Origin of the sequence: Polaromonas sp., from assembly GCF_039930745.1 — a bacterium.
In the GTDB taxonomy this organism is placed as follows: Bacteria; Pseudomonadota; Gammaproteobacteria; order Burkholderiales; family Burkholderiaceae_C; genus Polaromonas.
The window spans coordinates 1-16,486 of sequence record NZ_JBDTTH010000018.1 but is presented as its reverse complement, the minus strand read 5'-3'; the positions used below and the strand labels follow the sequence as shown (position 1 = coordinate 16,486).

Below are 16,486 nucleotides of genomic sequence, written 5' to 3'. Positions count from 1 at the left end.
CCTTTCGTCTTACATGGGTTGATGCCGTTTGGCGGCGCACCTTCGGCCGCTAAACTCCACCCATGAATTCTTCAAGCCCACCCGTGTCTGACAGCCGTCATGTGGTGATGGACCTTGCCGCGCGCGATGAGTGGGTCGAGGCGAAACTGATGCGCAGCTTCATGCGCAGCGGCCTGCCGGGGCTGCATTCCGCGTCGATGGTGATCCCGATCATTGTGGTGGTGCTGTATGGCGATGTGGACGATTTGGCCCTGTTTCTCTGGACGCTGGCTGCTGTTGGGATGACGCTGTGGCGCTACCACGTGGTCAACCTCTACCACCGCGAATACGCGGGCGCCAGCGGGGCGAAGCTGCGTGCCTTCACGTCGCGCCACAGCTGGACCTGGACCATGAGTGCCGTGGTCTGGGGAGCGTCCATGTTCCTGCATTTCCGCAAGGCCCCGGTCCACGACCAGTTCATCTGCCTGATCGTGCTGGCCGGCATGGCGGGATTCGCCGTGGGGGCGTTTTCTGCGTCGTTGCGCTACTTCATGGGCTACACCAATGGCCTGGCGTACAGCACCCTGGCCGCTGTGGGCTACAGCGTGATGGTGGAGCAGCCGTTTATCGGTACCGCCGCGACCTATGGCTTGGTCGTGCTGGTGCTGATTTACTGGTTGGCCTTAAGGCTGGGCGGCAAACGTTTTAACCAGGGGCTGCGCAAGACCTTTGAGCTGCAGTTTGCCAATTCGGCGCTGATCGCCTCGCTGACAGAAAAGACACGCACGGCACTGGAGGCGGTAGAGGCGAAGAACCGCTTTATAGCCAGTGCCGCCCACGATCTGCGCCAGCCCGTGCATGCGCTCAGCCTGTATGCCGACTGGCTGCAAGCCGAGCCCGAACTGGTTCTGCAGATCACGCCGAAAATCGTGCAGTCCACCCACGCCGTCAATGAGCTGTTTAATTCGCTGTTTGACTTGGCCAAGCTTGACGCCGGGGTGATCGAGGTGAACCTGCAGCGGATAGACCTGCTGTCGCTGATCGGGGAGCTGGAGTTGCAGTACGCGCCAGTGGCACGCGAGAAGGGCCTGGCACTGCGTACCCATGTGGTGAAAGCGCAGGTGCTGTCAGATCCGGTGCTGCTTAAGCGGCTGCTTGGCAACCTGCTGTCCAACGCGGTGCGCCATACCGAGCGGGGAGGGGTTTTGCTGGCTGTTCGCCGCGCGGGCGAAGGCTGGCGGGTGGACGTGTGGGACACCGGCGTGGGAATTGCGCCCGAGCACCAGCAGGCGATTTTTCAAGAGTTTTACCGTGTGGCCAAACACAACGGAACCGAGGAGGGGTTCGGGCTGGGCTTGTCCATTGTTTCCCGCTTGTCCGAGGCCCTGGGCCACGGTGTGAGCATGCGCTCAGTACCGGGCAGGGGCAGCCTTTTTCGGGTGGATATTCCGGCTTTTGACGACAAGGCCGACCCCACCAGAGGTCCCGAAGACAACTTCGAAACGGCCCAGGAAAGGCCTTAAAGCAGGCCTTGTGTACGGGCCAGGTGGCTGGCCTGCGAGCGGCTTTTCACATTGAGCCTGCGGAACAGCCGCCACAGGTGCACCTTGACGGTGTGTTCGCTGATCTGCAATTCGGCGGCAATGTCGCGGTTGCTCATGCCTCTGTCCAGCATGACCAGCAACTGCTTTTGACGCTTGGACAGTTTTTCGGGTTCTGTGCTGGCCTCCGGATCGGTGCTGTCGTCCAGGAAAGACCTCAGGACTTTGGAGATCTCGGTGGCACCGACCGATTTTTCAATGTAAACATCGGCTCCGGCTTCCAGCGAGAGCTCCTGGTAGTCCTGCGCCGGCGCGGCGGACAACACCACAATTGGTACTTCGGGAAACTGCTGCCTCACCTCGCGCACGCCCGACACACCATGGGTGTCAGGTAATTTGAGGTCCAGGCAGATGACATCCGGTACACCGTGCTGTTCAACGGCGGCACCGATGGCGGCCAGCCGGTCCAGCTCGATCACTGAAGCTTTGGTATGCAGGCGACGAATAAGAAGGACCACTGCTTCGCGCATGAGCGGGTGGTCGTCTATGACAAAAATACGCATGGGGTGATGGCGCTCGAAGTGTTAAATAATGTCAGTTAGTGGTGCAAAAAGTAAGCATACCCGGTGTATGTCAAGTTGGCGAGCTAACTAAAAATATTCATTCCGGCACTAATACACAGTATTTCCCAAAAATGCATTCTTTTTTAGTAATGCACCTGTGCCAAAGTGCAGCGGGCATAAGGACCCATCTTGCTCTTTTTGTCAGCTTTTCGCATCGATCAATTGCTGCAATGCTGCTTCTACAGCCTCTGTCGCTACGCCGGGAACAGATTGCAGTTTGCCTTCCAGGCCAAACAGGGCACCGGCACCTTGCGTCTGCAGCAACACAATGGCTTGCGCGGCATCTTTGGGGGAGGTAAATCCGTTGCTTTGAAGCAACAATTGGCCCTTGACATCCATCAGTTTGAAATGGAAGCGGCCGTCGGTTTCCCGATACTGCTTGAAGGCCGGCAGGGATGATTTGGCCGTTTTTCCCTTGGCGGCGGAGGCGGCTTGGGCACCCAGACCCAGGTGACGCAGGCCAACGGCTTCGCGCAGTTCGCGCATGAAGGGCTTGGCGAGCCGGCGGGCCTTGTCGGCGCCGGCCTGCAGGATGCCCTCGATCTTCGCGGGATCGTTCATCAGTTCCTGGTAGTGCGCGCGCATGGGCGCCACTTCACGGTCAATACGCTCGAACAGCAGCTGTTTGGCATCTCCCCAACCAATACCTTCGTTGTAGGCCTGGCGCAGCGCGGCGGTTTCCTGTTCGCTGGCGAAGGCCTGGTAGATCTGGAACAGGGCAGAGCCTTCGGTTTCCTTCGGCTCACCCGGCGCGCGTGAGTCGGTCACGATGCCGGCAATGAGTTTTTTCAGCTGCTCACGCGGGGTGAACAGGGGAATGGTGTTGTCGTAGCTCTTGCTCATCTTGCGGCCGTCCGTGCCTGGCAACAGCGCGACGGATTCCTCAATCAGGGCCTGCGGCAGCACAAAGTGCTCCCCGTAGAGGTGGTTGAAGCGCTGCCCCATGTCGCGCGCCATTTCGATGTGCTGGATCTGGTCGCGGCCGACCGGCACCTGGTGCGCCTTGAACATCAGGATGTCGGCACCCATGAGCACCGGGTACATGAAGAGGCCCGCGCTCACATCTGCATCGGGGTCGTTGCCGGCGGCGGTGTTTTTGTCCACCGAAGCCTTATAGGCATGGGCGCGGTTGAGCACACCCTTGGCCGTCACGCAGGTGAGGAGCCAGGTGAGTTCGGGAATTTCAGGAATGTCGGACTGGCGGTAAAAAGTGACGCGCTCCGGGTCTAGCCCGGCGGCCAGCCAACTCGCGGCAATCTCCAGTGTGGAGCGCTGGATGCGCGCCGGCTCGTCGCATTTGATGAGGGCGTGGTAATCGGCCAGAAAGTAAAAGCTTTCCGCGCCAGTGCCCGTGCTCGCCGCCACGGAGGGGCGGATGGAGCCGACATAGTTGCCCAGGTGCGGCGTGCCGGTGGTGGTGATGCCGGTGAGGAAGCGCTGCGGCGCGGAGTTTTGTTTTTTTGTCATGATCATCGAACCAGCATTGCCAGCGGCATCAACACAATTTCAAGAAGGGCATAAGTCAGGGTCATCAGGGGCCGCATCCACAGGTCGGTGATCACCCGCGAAATCACGAGCGCCATCACAATGAAGAATCCCCAGGGTTCGATGCGCGAGACCAGTTCGGCCTGCTTCCAGGGCAGCAGGCCCACCAGCACACGCCCGCCATCCAGCGGGGGCAAGGGGAACAGGTTGAACACCAACATGACGATATTGACCAGAATGCCGGCCTGGCACATCTTGAGGAAAAAGGGCTCGGTGATGCCGGCGCCCTGCAGCAAGTAGAACGCGATACCCCACAGCAGGGCTTGCGCGAGGTTGGCGCCCGGGCCGGCCAAGGCCACCCAGATCATGTCGCGCTTGGGATTGCGCAGATTGCCGAACTGAACCGGTACCGGCTTGGCGTAGCCGAACAAAAAGGTGCCCGACGTGGCGACATACAGCAGCAGCGGCATCAGGATGGTGCCCACCGGGTCGATGTGCTTGGCCGGGTTCAGCGTGACGCGGCCCAGCATCCAGGCCGTGTTGTCGCCAAAGTAGCGGGCGACGTAACCATGCGCCGCCTCGTGCACGGTGATGGCAAACAGCACCGGCAGGGCGTAGATCGCGACGGTTTGAATCAGGTTGGCAAAGTCCATCTGTGGATTATCGCCCGCACGCTGCGCTGCTCCCAAGGTGAGATCTCCAGACCAGCCGGGGCCGCGGAACCGGCTTTGCCGGGCCGCAGGCGCAGCGACCCCCTTCCAGTGCAAGGGGCAGGGAGCTGCCGCAGGCTCGCAGTGAGCGACCGTGGGGGCTCTACAAGCCCAACGCGGCGAGGTCGCCGCGCCCCTGCCGCACCACGACCGGCTCGCCGCCCTGGCCCATGGCGGTCAGGTCGATCACGGTGGTGGCTTCTTGCGGGCAAGCGCCGGCGTCAATGACGGCGGCAAGTTCGTGCTCCATCTGGTCGCGGATTTCGCTGGCGTCGTTCAGCGGCTCGGCCTGGCCGGGTGGGATCAAGGTGGTGGCAAGCAAGGGTGCGCCATGCAGCTCCAGCAGGCACTGCAGGGTTTTGTGCCCGGGTACGCGCAGGCCTATTGTCTTGCGCGAGGGGTGGCTGAGGCGGCGCGGCACTTCCTTGCTGGCTTCAAGGATGAAGGTGTAGGGCCCCGGCGTGGCGGCCTTGATCAGGCGGAACTGTTTGTTGTCCACCCGCGCGTAGTTGGCCAACTCGCTGAGGTCACGGCACAGCAGGGTCAGGTGATGCTTGTCGTCTACTCCGCGGATGCGGCGCAGGTTGTCGGCGGCGGTCTTGTCGTCGAGATGGCACACCAGCGCGTAGCTCGAATCGGTGGGCACGGCAACAACCGCGCCGCGCGTCAGCAGCGCCACGGCCTGCTTGAGCAGCCGCGCTTGCGGGTTGTCGGGGTGAACTTCGAAATACTGGGCCATGGTGGGTAGGGCGTAATGATGTCAGGACTCTGCCGGTTGCACATTGAACTGGTTCAGTACCCGGCTTTCGCGCGCGGTCAGCCAGGCGCCGGCGGCACCGCAGATGGCAATCATCACCATGCCGACCAGGGACCAGCGGTCGGGCACATGCGAAAAGGCGATCCAGCCGCCGATCATCGCAAACGCAATCTGGGCATACAGGTAGGGTGTGAGCGTGGCGGCCGGCGCCCGCATGTAAGCCAGGATCAGCAGGAAATGCCCGACGGTGGCCGCCGCGCCCATCAGTACCAGCCAGCCCCAGAGCGACCAGGAGGACAGGCTGGTCCAGACGAAAGGCAGGACGGTCGACACCAGCAGCGTGCCGACCCAGCCCGTGTACAGGTGCATGGTGATCGGGTCTTCGGTGCGGGCCAGCCGGCTGGTGAGCACCTGGAAACCGGTGTTGGTGACGACCATGCCGAGCGGCAGCAGCAGGGTCCAGGTGAAGTTTTCGCCGCCCGGCCGGATGATGATGAGCGTGCCCACAAACCCGCCGACCACCAGCGACCAGCGCAGGGCCGAGACTTTCTCACCGAGTGCAGTGGCCGCGACCAGCGTGATGACCAGGGGGACGATGGCGCCGATGGCGGTGAACTCGGCCACCGGCATGTATTTGAGGCTCAGGAAGGCAAACAGGCTGCTCATCATCAAGAGCAGGCCGCGCAGGCACTGGAACTTCGGGTGCGCTGTTCGCAGAATGCTCAAGCCGCGCACGGGCAACATGGCTGCGGTGGTGGCCACGGCCTGGAAAAAGTAGCGAAACCACAGCGCCATCAGAATCGGCACGCTGGCGCTGACAAACTTTGTGGTGGTGTCGAGCATGGCAAAACAGGCGACGGCTGCGATGACCAGCGCAATGCCCGCCAGGGCGGAAGGCGCACGGCTCACTGGATGCGGTCTTCCAGGAGCTCCCAGACCGGGGTCAGGTTGCCAGGCAGGAAGGGCAGGGTGCCCAGGTCGGTGTGGCTTTCATCGGGGCTGTGGAAGTCGCTTCCGCGCGAGGCGGCCAGGCCGAACTCTTTCGCGGTTTCGGCGTATTTCACGTATTCCTGCGTGGTGTGGCTGCCGGTGACCACCTCCACCCCCTGACCACCGTGGGCCTTGAATTCGGTGAACAGTGCGTACTCTTCATTCGGGGTGAACTTGTAGCGGCCCGGGTGGGCGATCACGGCCACGCCTTTGGCGCTGGTGATCCAGGCCACGGCATCGTGCAGGCTGGCCCAGCGGTGCGGTACGTAGCCGGGTTTGCCTTCGGTCAGGTACTTGCGAAATACCTCGGAGGTTTCCTTGCAGACCCCGGACTCCACCAGGAAGCGGGCAAAGTGGGTGCGCGAAATCAGGTCCGGGTTGCCGACAAACTTCAATGCGCCCTCGTAGGCGCCGTGGATGCCGACCTGGGCCAGGCCGGCTGCCATTTCCATGGCGCGCTGCTCACGACCGCCGCGCGTGTTGCGCAGGCCCTGCTGCATACCCGCGTCGTCGGGGTCAAAACCCAGGCCAACGATGTGCACGGTTTCGCCGGCAAAGGTCACCGATATTTCAGTGCCGGTCAGGTAGTGGAGGCCGGCCGCCTTGGCTGCTGCAGCGGCGCGGTGCTGGCCGCTGATCTCGTCATGGTCGGTCAGGGCCCAGAGTTCAACGCCATTGGTTTTGGCCCGTTCCGCCAGCGCCTCCGGTGTCAGCGTGCCGTCCGACACGACAGAATGGCAATGCAGGTCGGCGTTCAGGATGTTTTTGGCAGTCACCGTTTCATTTTAGGCGTTCTGCCTGGCCGTCGCTGTGGGCCAGGGCATGGCCGGGCCGACGGCAGGGGCAGGCCTGTCACCGGTTTTCCGGCCTTGGCAACGTGATCGCCTACCATGGCGGTTCCTCTGAATTCACCGGAATTTTTGCCATGATCACTGTGCACCATCTGAACAATTCCCGCTCGCAACGCATTCTCTGGCTGCTCGAAGAGCTGGGGCTGGGCTACGAGATCGAACGTTATGAGCGAGACCCCAAAACCATGCTGGCCCCGGCTTCGCTGCGCAAGGTGCACCCGCTGGGCAAGTCGCCGGTGGTCACGGACGGGGATCTGACGCTGGCAGAGTCAGGCGCCATCATTGATTACCTGATTGAGCGTTACGGTGCCGGGAAATTCTCGCCCGCGCTGGGGACACCCGCGCGCCTGCGCTACAACTACTGGCTGCACTACGCCGAAGGCTCGGCCATGTCGCCGCTGCTGCTCAAGCTGGTGTTCGACAAGATAGAAACCTCGCCCATGCCCTTTTTTGCCAAACCGGTGGCGAAGGCCATTTGCGGGAAGGTCAAGAGCACGCTGATCGAGCCGCAGATCCGGCAGCACCTGGACTACCTGGAAGGCGAGCTAGGCAAAAGCACCTGGTTTGCGGGCGAGGCGTTCAGCGGCGCGGACATCCAGCTGAGCTTTGCGCTGGAGGCCGCAGCCGCGCGCGGTGGGCTGAACCACAGCCGGCCGCGGCTCATGGACTTTCTGCGCCGCATCCACGCCAGGCCGGCCTACCAGCGCGCCATAGAACGCGGCGGCGAATATTCGATACTGACCTGAGCCCCGCTTGCTATCGTCTTGATAGCTGCTTGCGCCCATTCCTATTGGGCTGAAGGCTTAAAAGGCTTGAATTTCAGCGAAAGCCGAAGTAAGAGAGGATGAAGCCGATGATGACAACAAGGCCGACGATGTAAATGATGGTGTTCATGGTTTTCCGGGCTGTGTGGCGTTCCGGTGTGGGCGCCTTCTGAGTCCAGATCATGGCTGGGACGGCTGCCGCCGGCTGTAGGCAGCCCTTGCCAGCGGCCGTCAGACAAGTGCTAGTCCGACAAGCCTGTCAAAGCTCGGCAGCTTCCACCAGAAAACGCACGCGCTTGATCCCCTGCCATTCATCGGCGTCGAGCCGGAAGGCCAGCTTGACGCGCGCCGGAAGAGATTCGGTGTGGCCGAACCAGATGCCGTCCACCGGCTGGCCCTGGTGCTTGAGTTTGAGCGACAGGTGTTTTTCCCCCACCAGGCGCTGCGACACCACCTCCACTTCTTCGCTGAAGGTCGGCGCGGCAAAGCCCTGACCCCAGACCTCCTTGTGCAGCGTGTCCACCAGGTCGGCGCGCCGGTATTCGGGCGCCAGCGGGCCGTCGGTGTCGAGACGGCGCATCAGGGTGGCAGCGTCCAGCCACTCGTGCGCCACCTGCTGCAGCGCCTGCTCGAACACTTCGAACTGCTCCTCGTTGATGGTGCAGCCGGCCGCCATTGCGTGGCCGCCAAAACGCAGCAGCACGCCGGGGTGGCGCTTGGCCACCAGGTCCAGCGCATCGCGCAGGTGAAAACCGGCAATCGAGCGGCCGGAGCCCTTGAGCTCGTGCTCCTTGCCCGGCGCCTGGCTGGCGGCAAACACAAAGGTCGGGCGGTGCAGCTTGTCCTTGATGCGCGAAGCCACGATGCCGACCACACCTTCGTGAAAGTCGGGGTCAAAAATCGCAATCGCCGGTGGCGGCACCTCGTCTTCGTCAATCATGGCGTCGGCCGCGTACTGAGCCTGCTCGCGCATGCCGGCCTCGATGCCCTTCCGCTCGCGGTTGATGCCGTCCAGTGTTTTCGCCAGATCGCCGGCGCGGCCGGCATCGTCGGTCAGCAGGCATTCGATGCCCAGGGTCATGTCGCTGAGCCGGCCGGCGGCGTTGATGCGCGGTCCGAGGGCAAAGCCGAAGTCGAAGCTGGTCGCCATGGCGGCCACACGGCCTGCCGCGGTGAACAGCGCCGCCACACCGGCCGGCAAGGCGCCGCTGCGTATGCGCTTGAGGCCTTGCGCCACCAGGCGACGGTTGTTGGCATCGAGTTTCACAACGTCGGCAACGGTGCCTAGCGCGACCAGCGGTAGCAATGCATCGAGCTTTGGTTGTGTGGTGGCGTCGAACACGCCGCGCTTGCGCAGCTCCGCCCGCAATGCGAGCAACACATAAAACATCACGCCAACGCCGGCAATCGACTTGCTCTCGAAAGCGCAACCCGGCTGGTTCGGGTTCACGATGACTTCGGCATCGGGCAGCACGGTCTGGCCGTCGCGCAGGGCCGGCAGGTGGTGGTCGGTCACCAGTACCTGCAGGCCGAGTTCGCGCGCGCGCGCCACGCCGTCCATGCTGGCGATGCCGTTGTCCACCGTGACCAGCAGGTCGGCTCCCAGCGCTTTGACGCGCTCGGCGATGGGTGCGGTCAGCCCGTAGCCGTCCACCACGCGGTCGGGCACGATGTAGCTGACCTGCGCCGCGCCCAGCAGGCGCAGGCCGCGCAGCGCGACGGCGCAGGCGGTGGCACCGTCGCAGTCGTAGTCGGCCACCACGCAGATCTTCTTTTGTGCGGCCATGGCATCGGCCAGCAGCACGGCGGCCTCCTGCGTTCCTTTCATGGTGTCGGGCGGCAGCAGCCGGCCCAGGCCATCGTCGAGCTCGTCGGCCGTCAGCACGCCGCGTGCCGCATACAGCTGCGCCAGCAGCGGGTGAACGCCGGCCTGCTGCAGCGCCCACACACTGCGCGGTGGTGCTTCGCGTACTATTATTTTCATAGCTGCTCCAGCACGGCTGGCAAGGGCTGTGGGCTAAAAAGCTTGGTCATTCTGGAGAAAATACCGGTTTTGGTGGTTTCAAAGCTCACGGCATGGCGTTCGCCGCACAGGCTCAGGCGGACGGTTTCGCCGCCTTGCTGCAAGGCAAGCAGGCGGGCCGCTTCGCCGGCATCCAGTGCCGCCCAGGCTTGCGCGTAGGCGGCCCAGTTGTCGATGAAGGCCGCCTGTGCCAGGCTGCGCGAGAGGACAACATCGGCTTGCGGCTTGGGGCTGAAATTCTCCGGCAAGGCGCCGCTGCCGCTGATCCAGAAAGAGTTGACGGCGGGTTGCCTGCTGGCTGCACGCGCGTCGTTGACTGTATGCGTGTAAAGCAGCATTTGCATCTCGTTTTGCAGCAGCCGCATGGCGCTGGCCCCCACACTTTTCACGTCGTGTAATACGCTGCCCTCCGAGGGGGCTGCTTCAGCTTGGGGCGGTCCGGCGCCGAAACGGTTGGCCGCCACGCTTCCAGCGCCCGGCAACCAGGGTGCCACATTGCGGCCCAGCACGCGGTCCAGTGACGCACTGGGCAGGTTGCGAAACAGCTCACCCTCGGCCAGCCAGCGTGTCGGTTCCGAATAGTGCAGCGTGACGCCATAGGTCTCGAAATAGGGCTGCATGGCCGCCAGCAGCGTGCGCGACTCGTTCTCCTGCAGGCCCAGCGCGGCCGGGTCGGTCATGGTGGCGAGCTCGCGTCCCATGGCCCAGTGGCAAGGCGTGATGTAAGCCCAGGCCTTGCCATCACACACCTCGGTTGCCTTCAACTGTTGCCAGGCTGCCCAGGGGATCAGGCCGTCGGTTGCGGGCAGGCCCAGTGCGCGGGCCTGTACACGTTCATGCGGCGGTGAGAGTGAATACACGTCGCCACGGTCGCTGTGGACTTCTTTCATGCCCTGCAGCAGCTTGCCGAAGTGGTGAAAACTTGTGGACGGCATGGCCTTTACCGCAGGCAGCCATTCATCGGAGGCGCAGGCGGCGAACGGCAGCACCCAGTGGTGCCGGGCCGGGGAGAAGGAGTCGGGCATGCGTGTATTGTCCGGGATGGCGCGGGCCAGTGCCACAATTGCCCCATGCAAATTCCCTACGAACTGATTTTGGGCTGGCGCTACACCCGCGCGGGCCGTGCCACGCGGCGCAACGGTTTTATTTCCTTTATCTCCGGCGTTTCCATGCTGGGCATTGCGCTGGGCGTGGCGGCACTGATCATTGTGCTCAGCGTGATGAACGGCTTCCAGAAGGAGGTGCGCGACCGCATGCTGGGCGTGATCTCGCATATCGAGGTGTTTGCGCCCAACGGCGCGGCCCTGCCCAATGTGCAGAAGACGCTGGCCGAGATCAGGCAGAACCCGAATGTGGTTGGCGCCGCCAGTTTTATCGCGGCACAGGCCCTGGTGGCGCGCGGCGAGGACATGAAGGGCACGCTTGTGCGCGGCATCGATCCGGCGCTGGAGGGCGAGGTCACCGATCTCGCGGCCGCCTCGGTAAGCACGCTGGCCAGGCTGGTGCCTGGCCAGTTCGGCGTGGTGCTCGGGGGCGAGCTGGCCCGTGCACTGGGCGTGCGCGAGGGCGACAGCGTGACGCTGATTGCCCCGAGCGGCCAGGTTACTCCGGCGGGCGTGGTGCCGCGCCTCAAACAGATGACGGTGGTGGGCACCTTTGATTCCGGCCACTTTGAATACGACTCGGCGCTGGTCATGCTGCACCAGGACGACGCCGCCCGGATTTTCCGGCTGGAGGGCCCCACCGGCATACGCATCAAGCTCAAGGACCTGCATCAAGCGCGCGAGGTGGCGGCCGAGCTGTCGCGCAGCCTGAGCGGCGACCTCCTGATTCGCGACTGGACACGGCAGAACAGAACCTGGTTTGCCGCCGTGCAGCTCGAAAAACGCATGATGTTCATCATCCTGACGCTGATCGTTGCGGTGGCTGCCTTCAACCTGGTCAGCACGCTGGTGATGACGGTGACCGACAAACGCGCCGACATCGCCATCCTGCGGACCCTGGGCGCCAGCCCGAAAAGCATCATGGGCATCTTCATGGTGCAGGGCGCCATGGTGGGTGTCATCGGCACCTTCTCCGGCTTGCTGCTGGGCCTGGGCATTGCGCTCAACATCGACGTGATTGTGCCGGCGCTGGAGCGCCTGCTCAACGCCAGTTTTTTACCGAAAGACATCTACCTGATCAGCCGCATGCCCAGTGACCCGCAGTACGCCGACATCATGCCCATCGCCGTGATTGCGCTGGTGCTGGCCTTCCTGGCCACCATCTACCCCAGCTGGCGCGCCAGCCGCGTGAATCCAGCGGAGGCCCTACGCTATGAGTGAACTTAAAAACGATATGACCTCAACGCTCCCCGCCCCCGGGTCTTCACGCCCTCAGACTGTACCTGCGTCTTCACTAACTCAGGTCGCGCCTGCATCTTCACTCCCTCTCCCCCTGGGAGAGGGCAGGGGTGAGGGCCAGCAGCCTCAAACCAACACCGAAGTGGTGTTAAAAGCCAGCGGCCTAACCAAACGCTTCCACGAAGGCATGATCGATTTAACCGTGCTGCACGGCGTAGACCTGCAAGTGCACGCCGGCGAAACCCTCGCCATCGTCGGCGCCTCCGGTTCCGGCAAAAGCACGCTGCTGCACCTGATGGGCGGCCTCGACGCACCCACCAGCGGCCAAGTCGAACTCAAAGGCCAGACGCTCTCAGCCCTGTCACCCCAACAGCAAGGCGACCTGCGCAACAAACACCTCGGCTTCGTCTACCAGTTCCACCACCTGCTGCCCGAGTTCAGCGCACTCGACAACGTCGCGATGCCGCTGTGGATTCGCCGTGATTCCCCCGCAGAATGCGCGCGCGTGGCCACCAAGATGCTGGCTGCCGTAGGGCTCAAAGACCGTATCCACCACCGCCCCGCAGAACTTTCAGGCGGTGAGCGCCAGCGCGTGGCGATTGCGCGTGCGCTCGTCACGCAGCCAGCCTGCGTGCTGGCCGACGAGCCAACCGGCAACCTCGACCGCAGCACGGCCGACGGCGTGTTTGAACTGATGCTGCAACTCGCTCGTGATTTCGGCACAGCCTTTGTGCTGGTCACGCACGATGAAACGCTGGCGGCGCGCTGCGCCAGGCGTTTCAGGCTGGTGTCGGGCCGGCTTTCCGCCTGGGTCTGAGGCGAAGCGCTCGGCCCAGCGCCGCTTGGCCGGCGCCATGGCCGAATAAGGGCAATCCACGCCTCAAGAATGGAATGGCCGGCGGACGTGCATAATCCTCCAGCCTCCTCAGCGCACCCTTGGCCTTTCCCTGGTCTGGTGTCTTTCCGCCCCGGCCACCCCTTTGCCCGCGGGTCCAGCACCACGCCACTTTCGCATGACCGATCATTACAGCGCCCTCGGACTGGACAGCGCAGCAACGCTGGCCGACATCAAAAAAGCCTTTCGCCAGCTGGCATCGGCCTGGCATCCGGACAGGAATTCCGATCCCCAGGCGCCTGCTCGTTTTCGGGCCGTGCAGCAGGCCTACGAGGTGCTGGCGGATGCTGACAAGCGCCAGGCCTATGACGACAACCGCCGCCGCAACCTGCTGGACAGCCCGATAGACACGGCGCGTGTGATCTGGACCGATTATTTGAACCCGCTGCTGTGAGCCAGCGGACCCTGGAAGCAACATGAAAAAACCGTCCGCATGAGCATCTCTCCTTATTTTCTCGACCTTCGCTCGGCTTACCAGTCCGAGATGGACGATCTGCGTTTCGACTCCGAAGGGCGCGACGTGCTGCAGCAGCGCCTGGCAGGAAAACGCCAGGAGATCGCTTTTCTGGTCCAGATGATGGACATCAGCCCCGAGATGGTGGCCGTCGTCTTTCACCAGGGCTTTGATTTCACGGGAAAAGCCGTCATGGAGCATCTGCTCACGCATGACGGCGATGCGTGCCCTGAATGGAGCAGTCTGGCCGGCAGCTTTGAGTTGGCGCCCTGGGCCCGGGACTTGGCCGACGTTGTCCTGGACTCGCCGGGGGGCGACAAATTTTTGACAGTGACCGCCGGGCTCGAATACATGGCGGGCCAGCCCGTCGCCGCCGGTCTCATCGTCAGTGACGAGGACGAGGACGAAGACAGCGATCAGGACGGCGACGATGGCCTGGTAGTCCTGGAGGACGATGGTGACGGCCAGGATGGCGGTGATGCCCGATCCCGCCACGAAGCGGGCGCCGACTGGCTGGTCCAGCAGGGCTTTGACCACAAAGACTGATGCAAGCAACATGACCTGGAAGGTGAAACCCTGATGACAACCCATCTCGCCCTGATCGAAAAAACCCAAAGCCTGATTGCGGCCGGCGACATCGTTGGCGCCGAGTCGGCGCTGGTCGGGCTGGCAGACGCCGAAGGTGACGGCGCGCTGATGGTGGTGCTGGAACAGTTGCCGCCCAAGGATGTGCTGGCCGTCATTCGCGAGTACGACAACTCGCGCGAGTCGGTGGTCAGCCTGCTGGTATCGCCTGCGCAGTTCGCGCGCGCCGTGGTGATTGAAAAGCTCTACAAGGACCTGACCCGCACGCACTTGCGCGGCATGGTCAACGCGGTCATCTTCCGGGAAGATGCGGACCCGGTGGAGTTCCTCACGGCGATCGGCGAGCTCGACGGTGGCGTCGAGGCCCTGGCCGATTATTTTTCCGACCAGTGGAGCCGCGTCGAAGGATTTGCGCGCAGCGGAAGTTTCGAGCCGGCTGACGAGTACGGCAAGATGCTGTCGCAAACCGCCCTGCTGGCCTCGGCCTGGGAGAAGCCGCGCGTGCAGCAGGATGAAATTGCCGACCAGGACTGGATGCAGCTCGCCTGGATCCTGCGCTACGAACTGCCGGACCTGTTTATTGAAATGCTGATGGTGCTGCGCGCCAAGGTCAGTGCGCACCAGGCTGCCGCCTCCGTCGATGAGGACGAGGAAGATATTGAGGACGACGGCAAGGTCGAGACCGGCGACACCGATCGTGGCAAGGCCACGCCGACGGCGCGCGAGTCGGACGAAGAATCGGCGATCTGACGGCGCATAGAGCCGAGCGCCCCGAATCATTTCCTTATCAAAGCAAGCAGCGTGTCCCTGTCCTCGCCTTCTGCCGTTTCGCTCTACGACGCACGTCCTTTTTTTGAAAAGGCGCTGCAGCATGGTGTGCGCAGCGGCATCATCGGCCCGGAAAAAATCGAGGCCATGCGTGCCGAAGGACCCAAGGGCATGGTGCAGATTGCGCGGTACTTCGGCAACGAATTCCTGCGCCCAGAGCTTGAAAAAGCCCGCGACCGCATGGTGAACCTCATCAGCCTGCACCTGGAAAGCACAAGCGGCGGCGACCTGAAGCAGGCCGCCGAGTCGCTGCGCGATTTTTCGCTGCTGTCGCGCTCCAAGGGCGGCTCTGACATGCTCAAAGCCCTGATTGCCATGCCGCAGAACAGCCACTTCGGCATGAATGAACGCGGTGGCTTCAGGGATGAGCACATTCCGCTGCTGGCCAAATGGTCGCTGCGCAGCCTGGCCGATTACCAGGCCGAACTCGCCCGGCGCAGCCAGGTGGCGCACGTGGTGAATGCGGCCTTGTGGATGGCTGGCGAGCTGGGCGTGGACGCGGACGAACTCGAGGAGGCGGGCAAGGACGCCGATGCAGTGATCCGTACCGCCCTGCTGGTCATGGCCGCAGGCCGCACCGAGATGCCCGACTGGGTTGCGTTTGAAAAAATGATCGCCCTGCTGAGAAAAAAACATGGCGCAGCACCTGCGGCAATGACGGTTGCGATTCCGAAAAAGCTGCCGGCTCAATTGCAGGCAGCGGTCGAAGCGGCGCGGCAGTCGGTCATGGCCGACGCGCCCAAAATACTCGATGCAACCGTGCCAGTGCGCTCCTTGTTCGACCGCAGCCCGGCCTTCATGGGCCGGTATTTCTGGGTGGACGACGGCTTGAACGAGATCGATCACCATGACCGCGCGGCATCTGCCGCGTGGAACAAGGTCACCGGCGGCAATGCGGACGATGGCTCTTTGCTCACCCTGTTCCTGTGCGTGGCCGCGGCCGCCCCTCCCAAAACCATGTTGACCGAAAAAAGCGCTGCGACCCTGGTGCGCAAAATTCGCAAATCCGGTTTCATGCCCGCGCTGGCCCACCAGTACATTGCGGACCACGCGCCGGTGCAGCACCAGGATGCGTACGCCAGCTTGTGGGAGGCTTTTGTGGACGAGGCGCAGGCCACGCTGGAAAGCGATGCGGTGCACTCGCTCAACGACGCGCTGGCCTTGCTGCGGCGGGAATGTCATGTGCAGTAGGGTGGTTGGCGCCCTGGGTTGCGAGACACGTTTTGTAAGCGATTTCGGCCTCCAGCCCTTGTCTGACGGGCGCGAGTAGCTATTGAATTCATAGCTAATTCTTGGCGCAGGCTGTCAGCCGGACTTGATCCGGGATCCAGGTTCACCAACTACTTCAGCCCTTCGCTTCTGTCAGTTTGCCAGCAAGCCGGGTCTCGCCCCGGCGGGCGAGGCACTTTGTCTTTGCTTCGCCAAAGAAAAGTACCCAAAAGAAAGGCGACCCGATGGTCTGGGTCCTTGCGCTTCGCTCCAGGCAACCTGCGGTGCTCGCCGAAAACGGGGTCGAGCTCGAACTCGCTGCGCTCAGACAATCGCTCGCCCTGATCCGTTTTCGCCTGCGCTCCTCGGCCCAGCCCGACGGGTGGGGGAGAAAACAAACGCAAATCCGAATACAGATACCGAACTCCCATCCGGAGTCCTTGAAGCGCG

General features: G+C 63.1%; 18 protein-coding genes. 9 read left to right on the top strand and 9 right to left on the bottom strand.

The features are described from left to right. Positions 1-62 precede the first annotated feature (62 nt). Positions 63-1,502 carry a HAMP domain-containing sensor histidine kinase gene (locus ABI660_RS08415; protein ID WP_348066832.1) on the top strand — a complete coding sequence of 480 codons (1,440 nt, stop codon included), beginning with the start codon at positions 63-65 and terminating at the stop codon, positions 1,500-1,502. On the opposite strand, the gene ABI660_RS08410 is transcribed toward ABI660_RS08415, so the two are convergent. The 6 genes from ABI660_RS08410 to ABI660_RS08385 all read right to left on the bottom strand — a co-directional run bounded on the left by ABI660_RS08410 (position 1,499) and on the right by ABI660_RS08385 (position 6,861). Then, positions 1,499-2,083, bottom strand: coding sequence for a response regulator transcription factor (locus ABI660_RS08410; protein WP_348066830.1), 585 nt, complete (start codon positions 2,081-2,083; stop codon positions 1,499-1,501). The two genes, ABI660_RS08415 and ABI660_RS08410, sit on opposite strands and share 4 nt — an antisense overlap. A gap of 201 nt (positions 2,084-2,284) precedes the next feature. Beyond that, positions 2,285-3,610 (bottom strand): tryptophan--tRNA ligase, encoded by a 1,326-nt coding sequence (locus ABI660_RS08405; RefSeq protein ID WP_348066828.1) that lies wholly within the window; start codon positions 3,608-3,610, stop codon positions 2,285-2,287. A 2-nt stretch (positions 3,611-3,612) separates the two neighbouring features. Continuing rightward, positions 3,613-4,281 (bottom strand): site-2 protease family protein, encoded by a 669-nt coding sequence (locus ABI660_RS08400; RefSeq protein ID WP_348066826.1) that lies wholly within the window; start codon positions 4,279-4,281, stop codon positions 3,613-3,615. Between the two features lie 160 nt (positions 4,282-4,441). Continuing rightward, positions 4,442-5,077, bottom strand: coding sequence for an L-threonylcarbamoyladenylate synthase (locus tag ABI660_RS08395; protein WP_348066824.1), 636 nt, complete (start codon positions 5,075-5,077; stop codon positions 4,442-4,444). Positions 5,078-5,098: 21 nt separating this feature from the next. After that, complete coding sequence (locus ABI660_RS08390; RefSeq protein WP_348066822.1) at positions 5,099-6,004, bottom strand: DMT family transporter; 906 nt, start codon at positions 6,002-6,004, stop codon at positions 5,099-5,101. Beyond that, entirely contained in the window at positions 6,001-6,861 is an 861-nt protein-coding gene (locus ABI660_RS08385; RefSeq protein WP_348066820.1) for a 3',5'-nucleoside bisphosphate phosphatase, read from the bottom strand. Before ABI660_RS08385 ends, ABI660_RS08390 begins: the two co-directional genes overlap by 4 nt. Before the next feature lie 149 nt (positions 6,862-7,010). Here ABI660_RS08385 and ABI660_RS08380 point away from each other — a divergent pair, with 149 nt between their 5' ends. Next, positions 7,011-7,682, top strand: coding sequence for a glutathione S-transferase (locus tag ABI660_RS08380; RefSeq protein ID WP_348066818.1), 672 nt, complete (start codon positions 7,011-7,013; stop codon positions 7,680-7,682). Positions 7,683-7,755: 73 nt separating this feature from the next. On the opposite strand, the gene ABI660_RS08375 is transcribed toward ABI660_RS08380, so the two are convergent. From ABI660_RS08375 to ABI660_RS08365, 3 genes are all read right to left on the bottom strand, one after another. Continuing rightward, positions 7,756-7,884, bottom strand: coding sequence for a hypothetical protein (locus ABI660_RS08375; protein ID WP_348066816.1), 129 nt, complete (start codon positions 7,882-7,884; stop codon positions 7,756-7,758). Positions 7,885-7,959: 75 nt separating this feature from the next. After that, on the bottom strand, positions 7,960-9,684 hold the full coding sequence (gene recJ / locus ABI660_RS08370) for a single-stranded-DNA-specific exonuclease RecJ (RefSeq protein WP_348066814.1): 1,725 nt from the start codon (positions 9,682-9,684) through the stop codon (positions 7,960-7,962). After that, positions 9,681-10,748, bottom strand: a complete 1,068-nt coding sequence (locus ABI660_RS08365) for a hypothetical protein (protein ID WP_348066812.1) — start codon at positions 10,746-10,748, stop codon at positions 9,681-9,683. The genes recJ and ABI660_RS08365 overlap by 4 nt, the downstream gene beginning before the upstream one ends. Before the next feature lie 45 nt (positions 10,749-10,793). Between ABI660_RS08365 and ABI660_RS08360 the strand changes: the two genes are divergently transcribed. The 7 genes from ABI660_RS08360 to ABI660_RS08330 form a co-directional block, all read left to right on the top strand. Then, positions 10,794-12,047 carry a lipoprotein-releasing ABC transporter permease subunit gene (locus tag ABI660_RS08360; protein ID WP_348066810.1) on the top strand — a complete coding sequence of 418 codons (1,254 nt, stop codon included), beginning with the start codon at positions 10,794-10,796 and terminating at the stop codon, positions 12,045-12,047. Between the two features lie 160 nt (positions 12,048-12,207). Then, the gene (lolD, locus tag ABI660_RS08355; RefSeq protein ID WP_348066808.1) at positions 12,208-12,882 is read left to right on the top strand and encodes a lipoprotein-releasing ABC transporter ATP-binding protein LolD; all 675 of its coding nucleotides are present in this window, start codon (positions 12,208-12,210) and stop codon (positions 12,880-12,882) included. Between the two features lie 196 nt (positions 12,883-13,078). Beyond that, positions 13,079-13,354, top strand: coding sequence for a DnaJ domain-containing protein (locus ABI660_RS08350; protein ID WP_348066806.1), 276 nt, complete (start codon positions 13,079-13,081; stop codon positions 13,352-13,354). A gap of 39 nt (positions 13,355-13,393) precedes the next feature. Then, entirely contained in the window at positions 13,394-13,960 is a 567-nt protein-coding gene (locus tag ABI660_RS08345; RefSeq protein WP_348066804.1) for a hypothetical protein, read from the top strand. A 33-nt stretch (positions 13,961-13,993) separates the two neighbouring features. After that, the gene (locus ABI660_RS08340) at positions 13,994-14,749 is read left to right on the top strand and encodes a hypothetical protein (protein ID WP_348066802.1); all 756 of its coding nucleotides are present in this window, start codon (positions 13,994-13,996) and stop codon (positions 14,747-14,749) included. A 51-nt stretch (positions 14,750-14,800) separates the two neighbouring features. Further along, on the top strand, positions 14,801-16,018 hold the full coding sequence (locus tag ABI660_RS08335; RefSeq protein ID WP_348066800.1) for a hypothetical protein: 1,218 nt from the start codon (positions 14,801-14,803) through the stop codon (positions 16,016-16,018). A gap of 263 nt (positions 16,019-16,281) precedes the next feature. After that, positions 16,282-16,486, top strand: a 205-nt coding sequence (locus tag ABI660_RS08330; RefSeq protein WP_348066798.1) for a hypothetical protein, incomplete at its 3' end; no start/stop codon positions are given.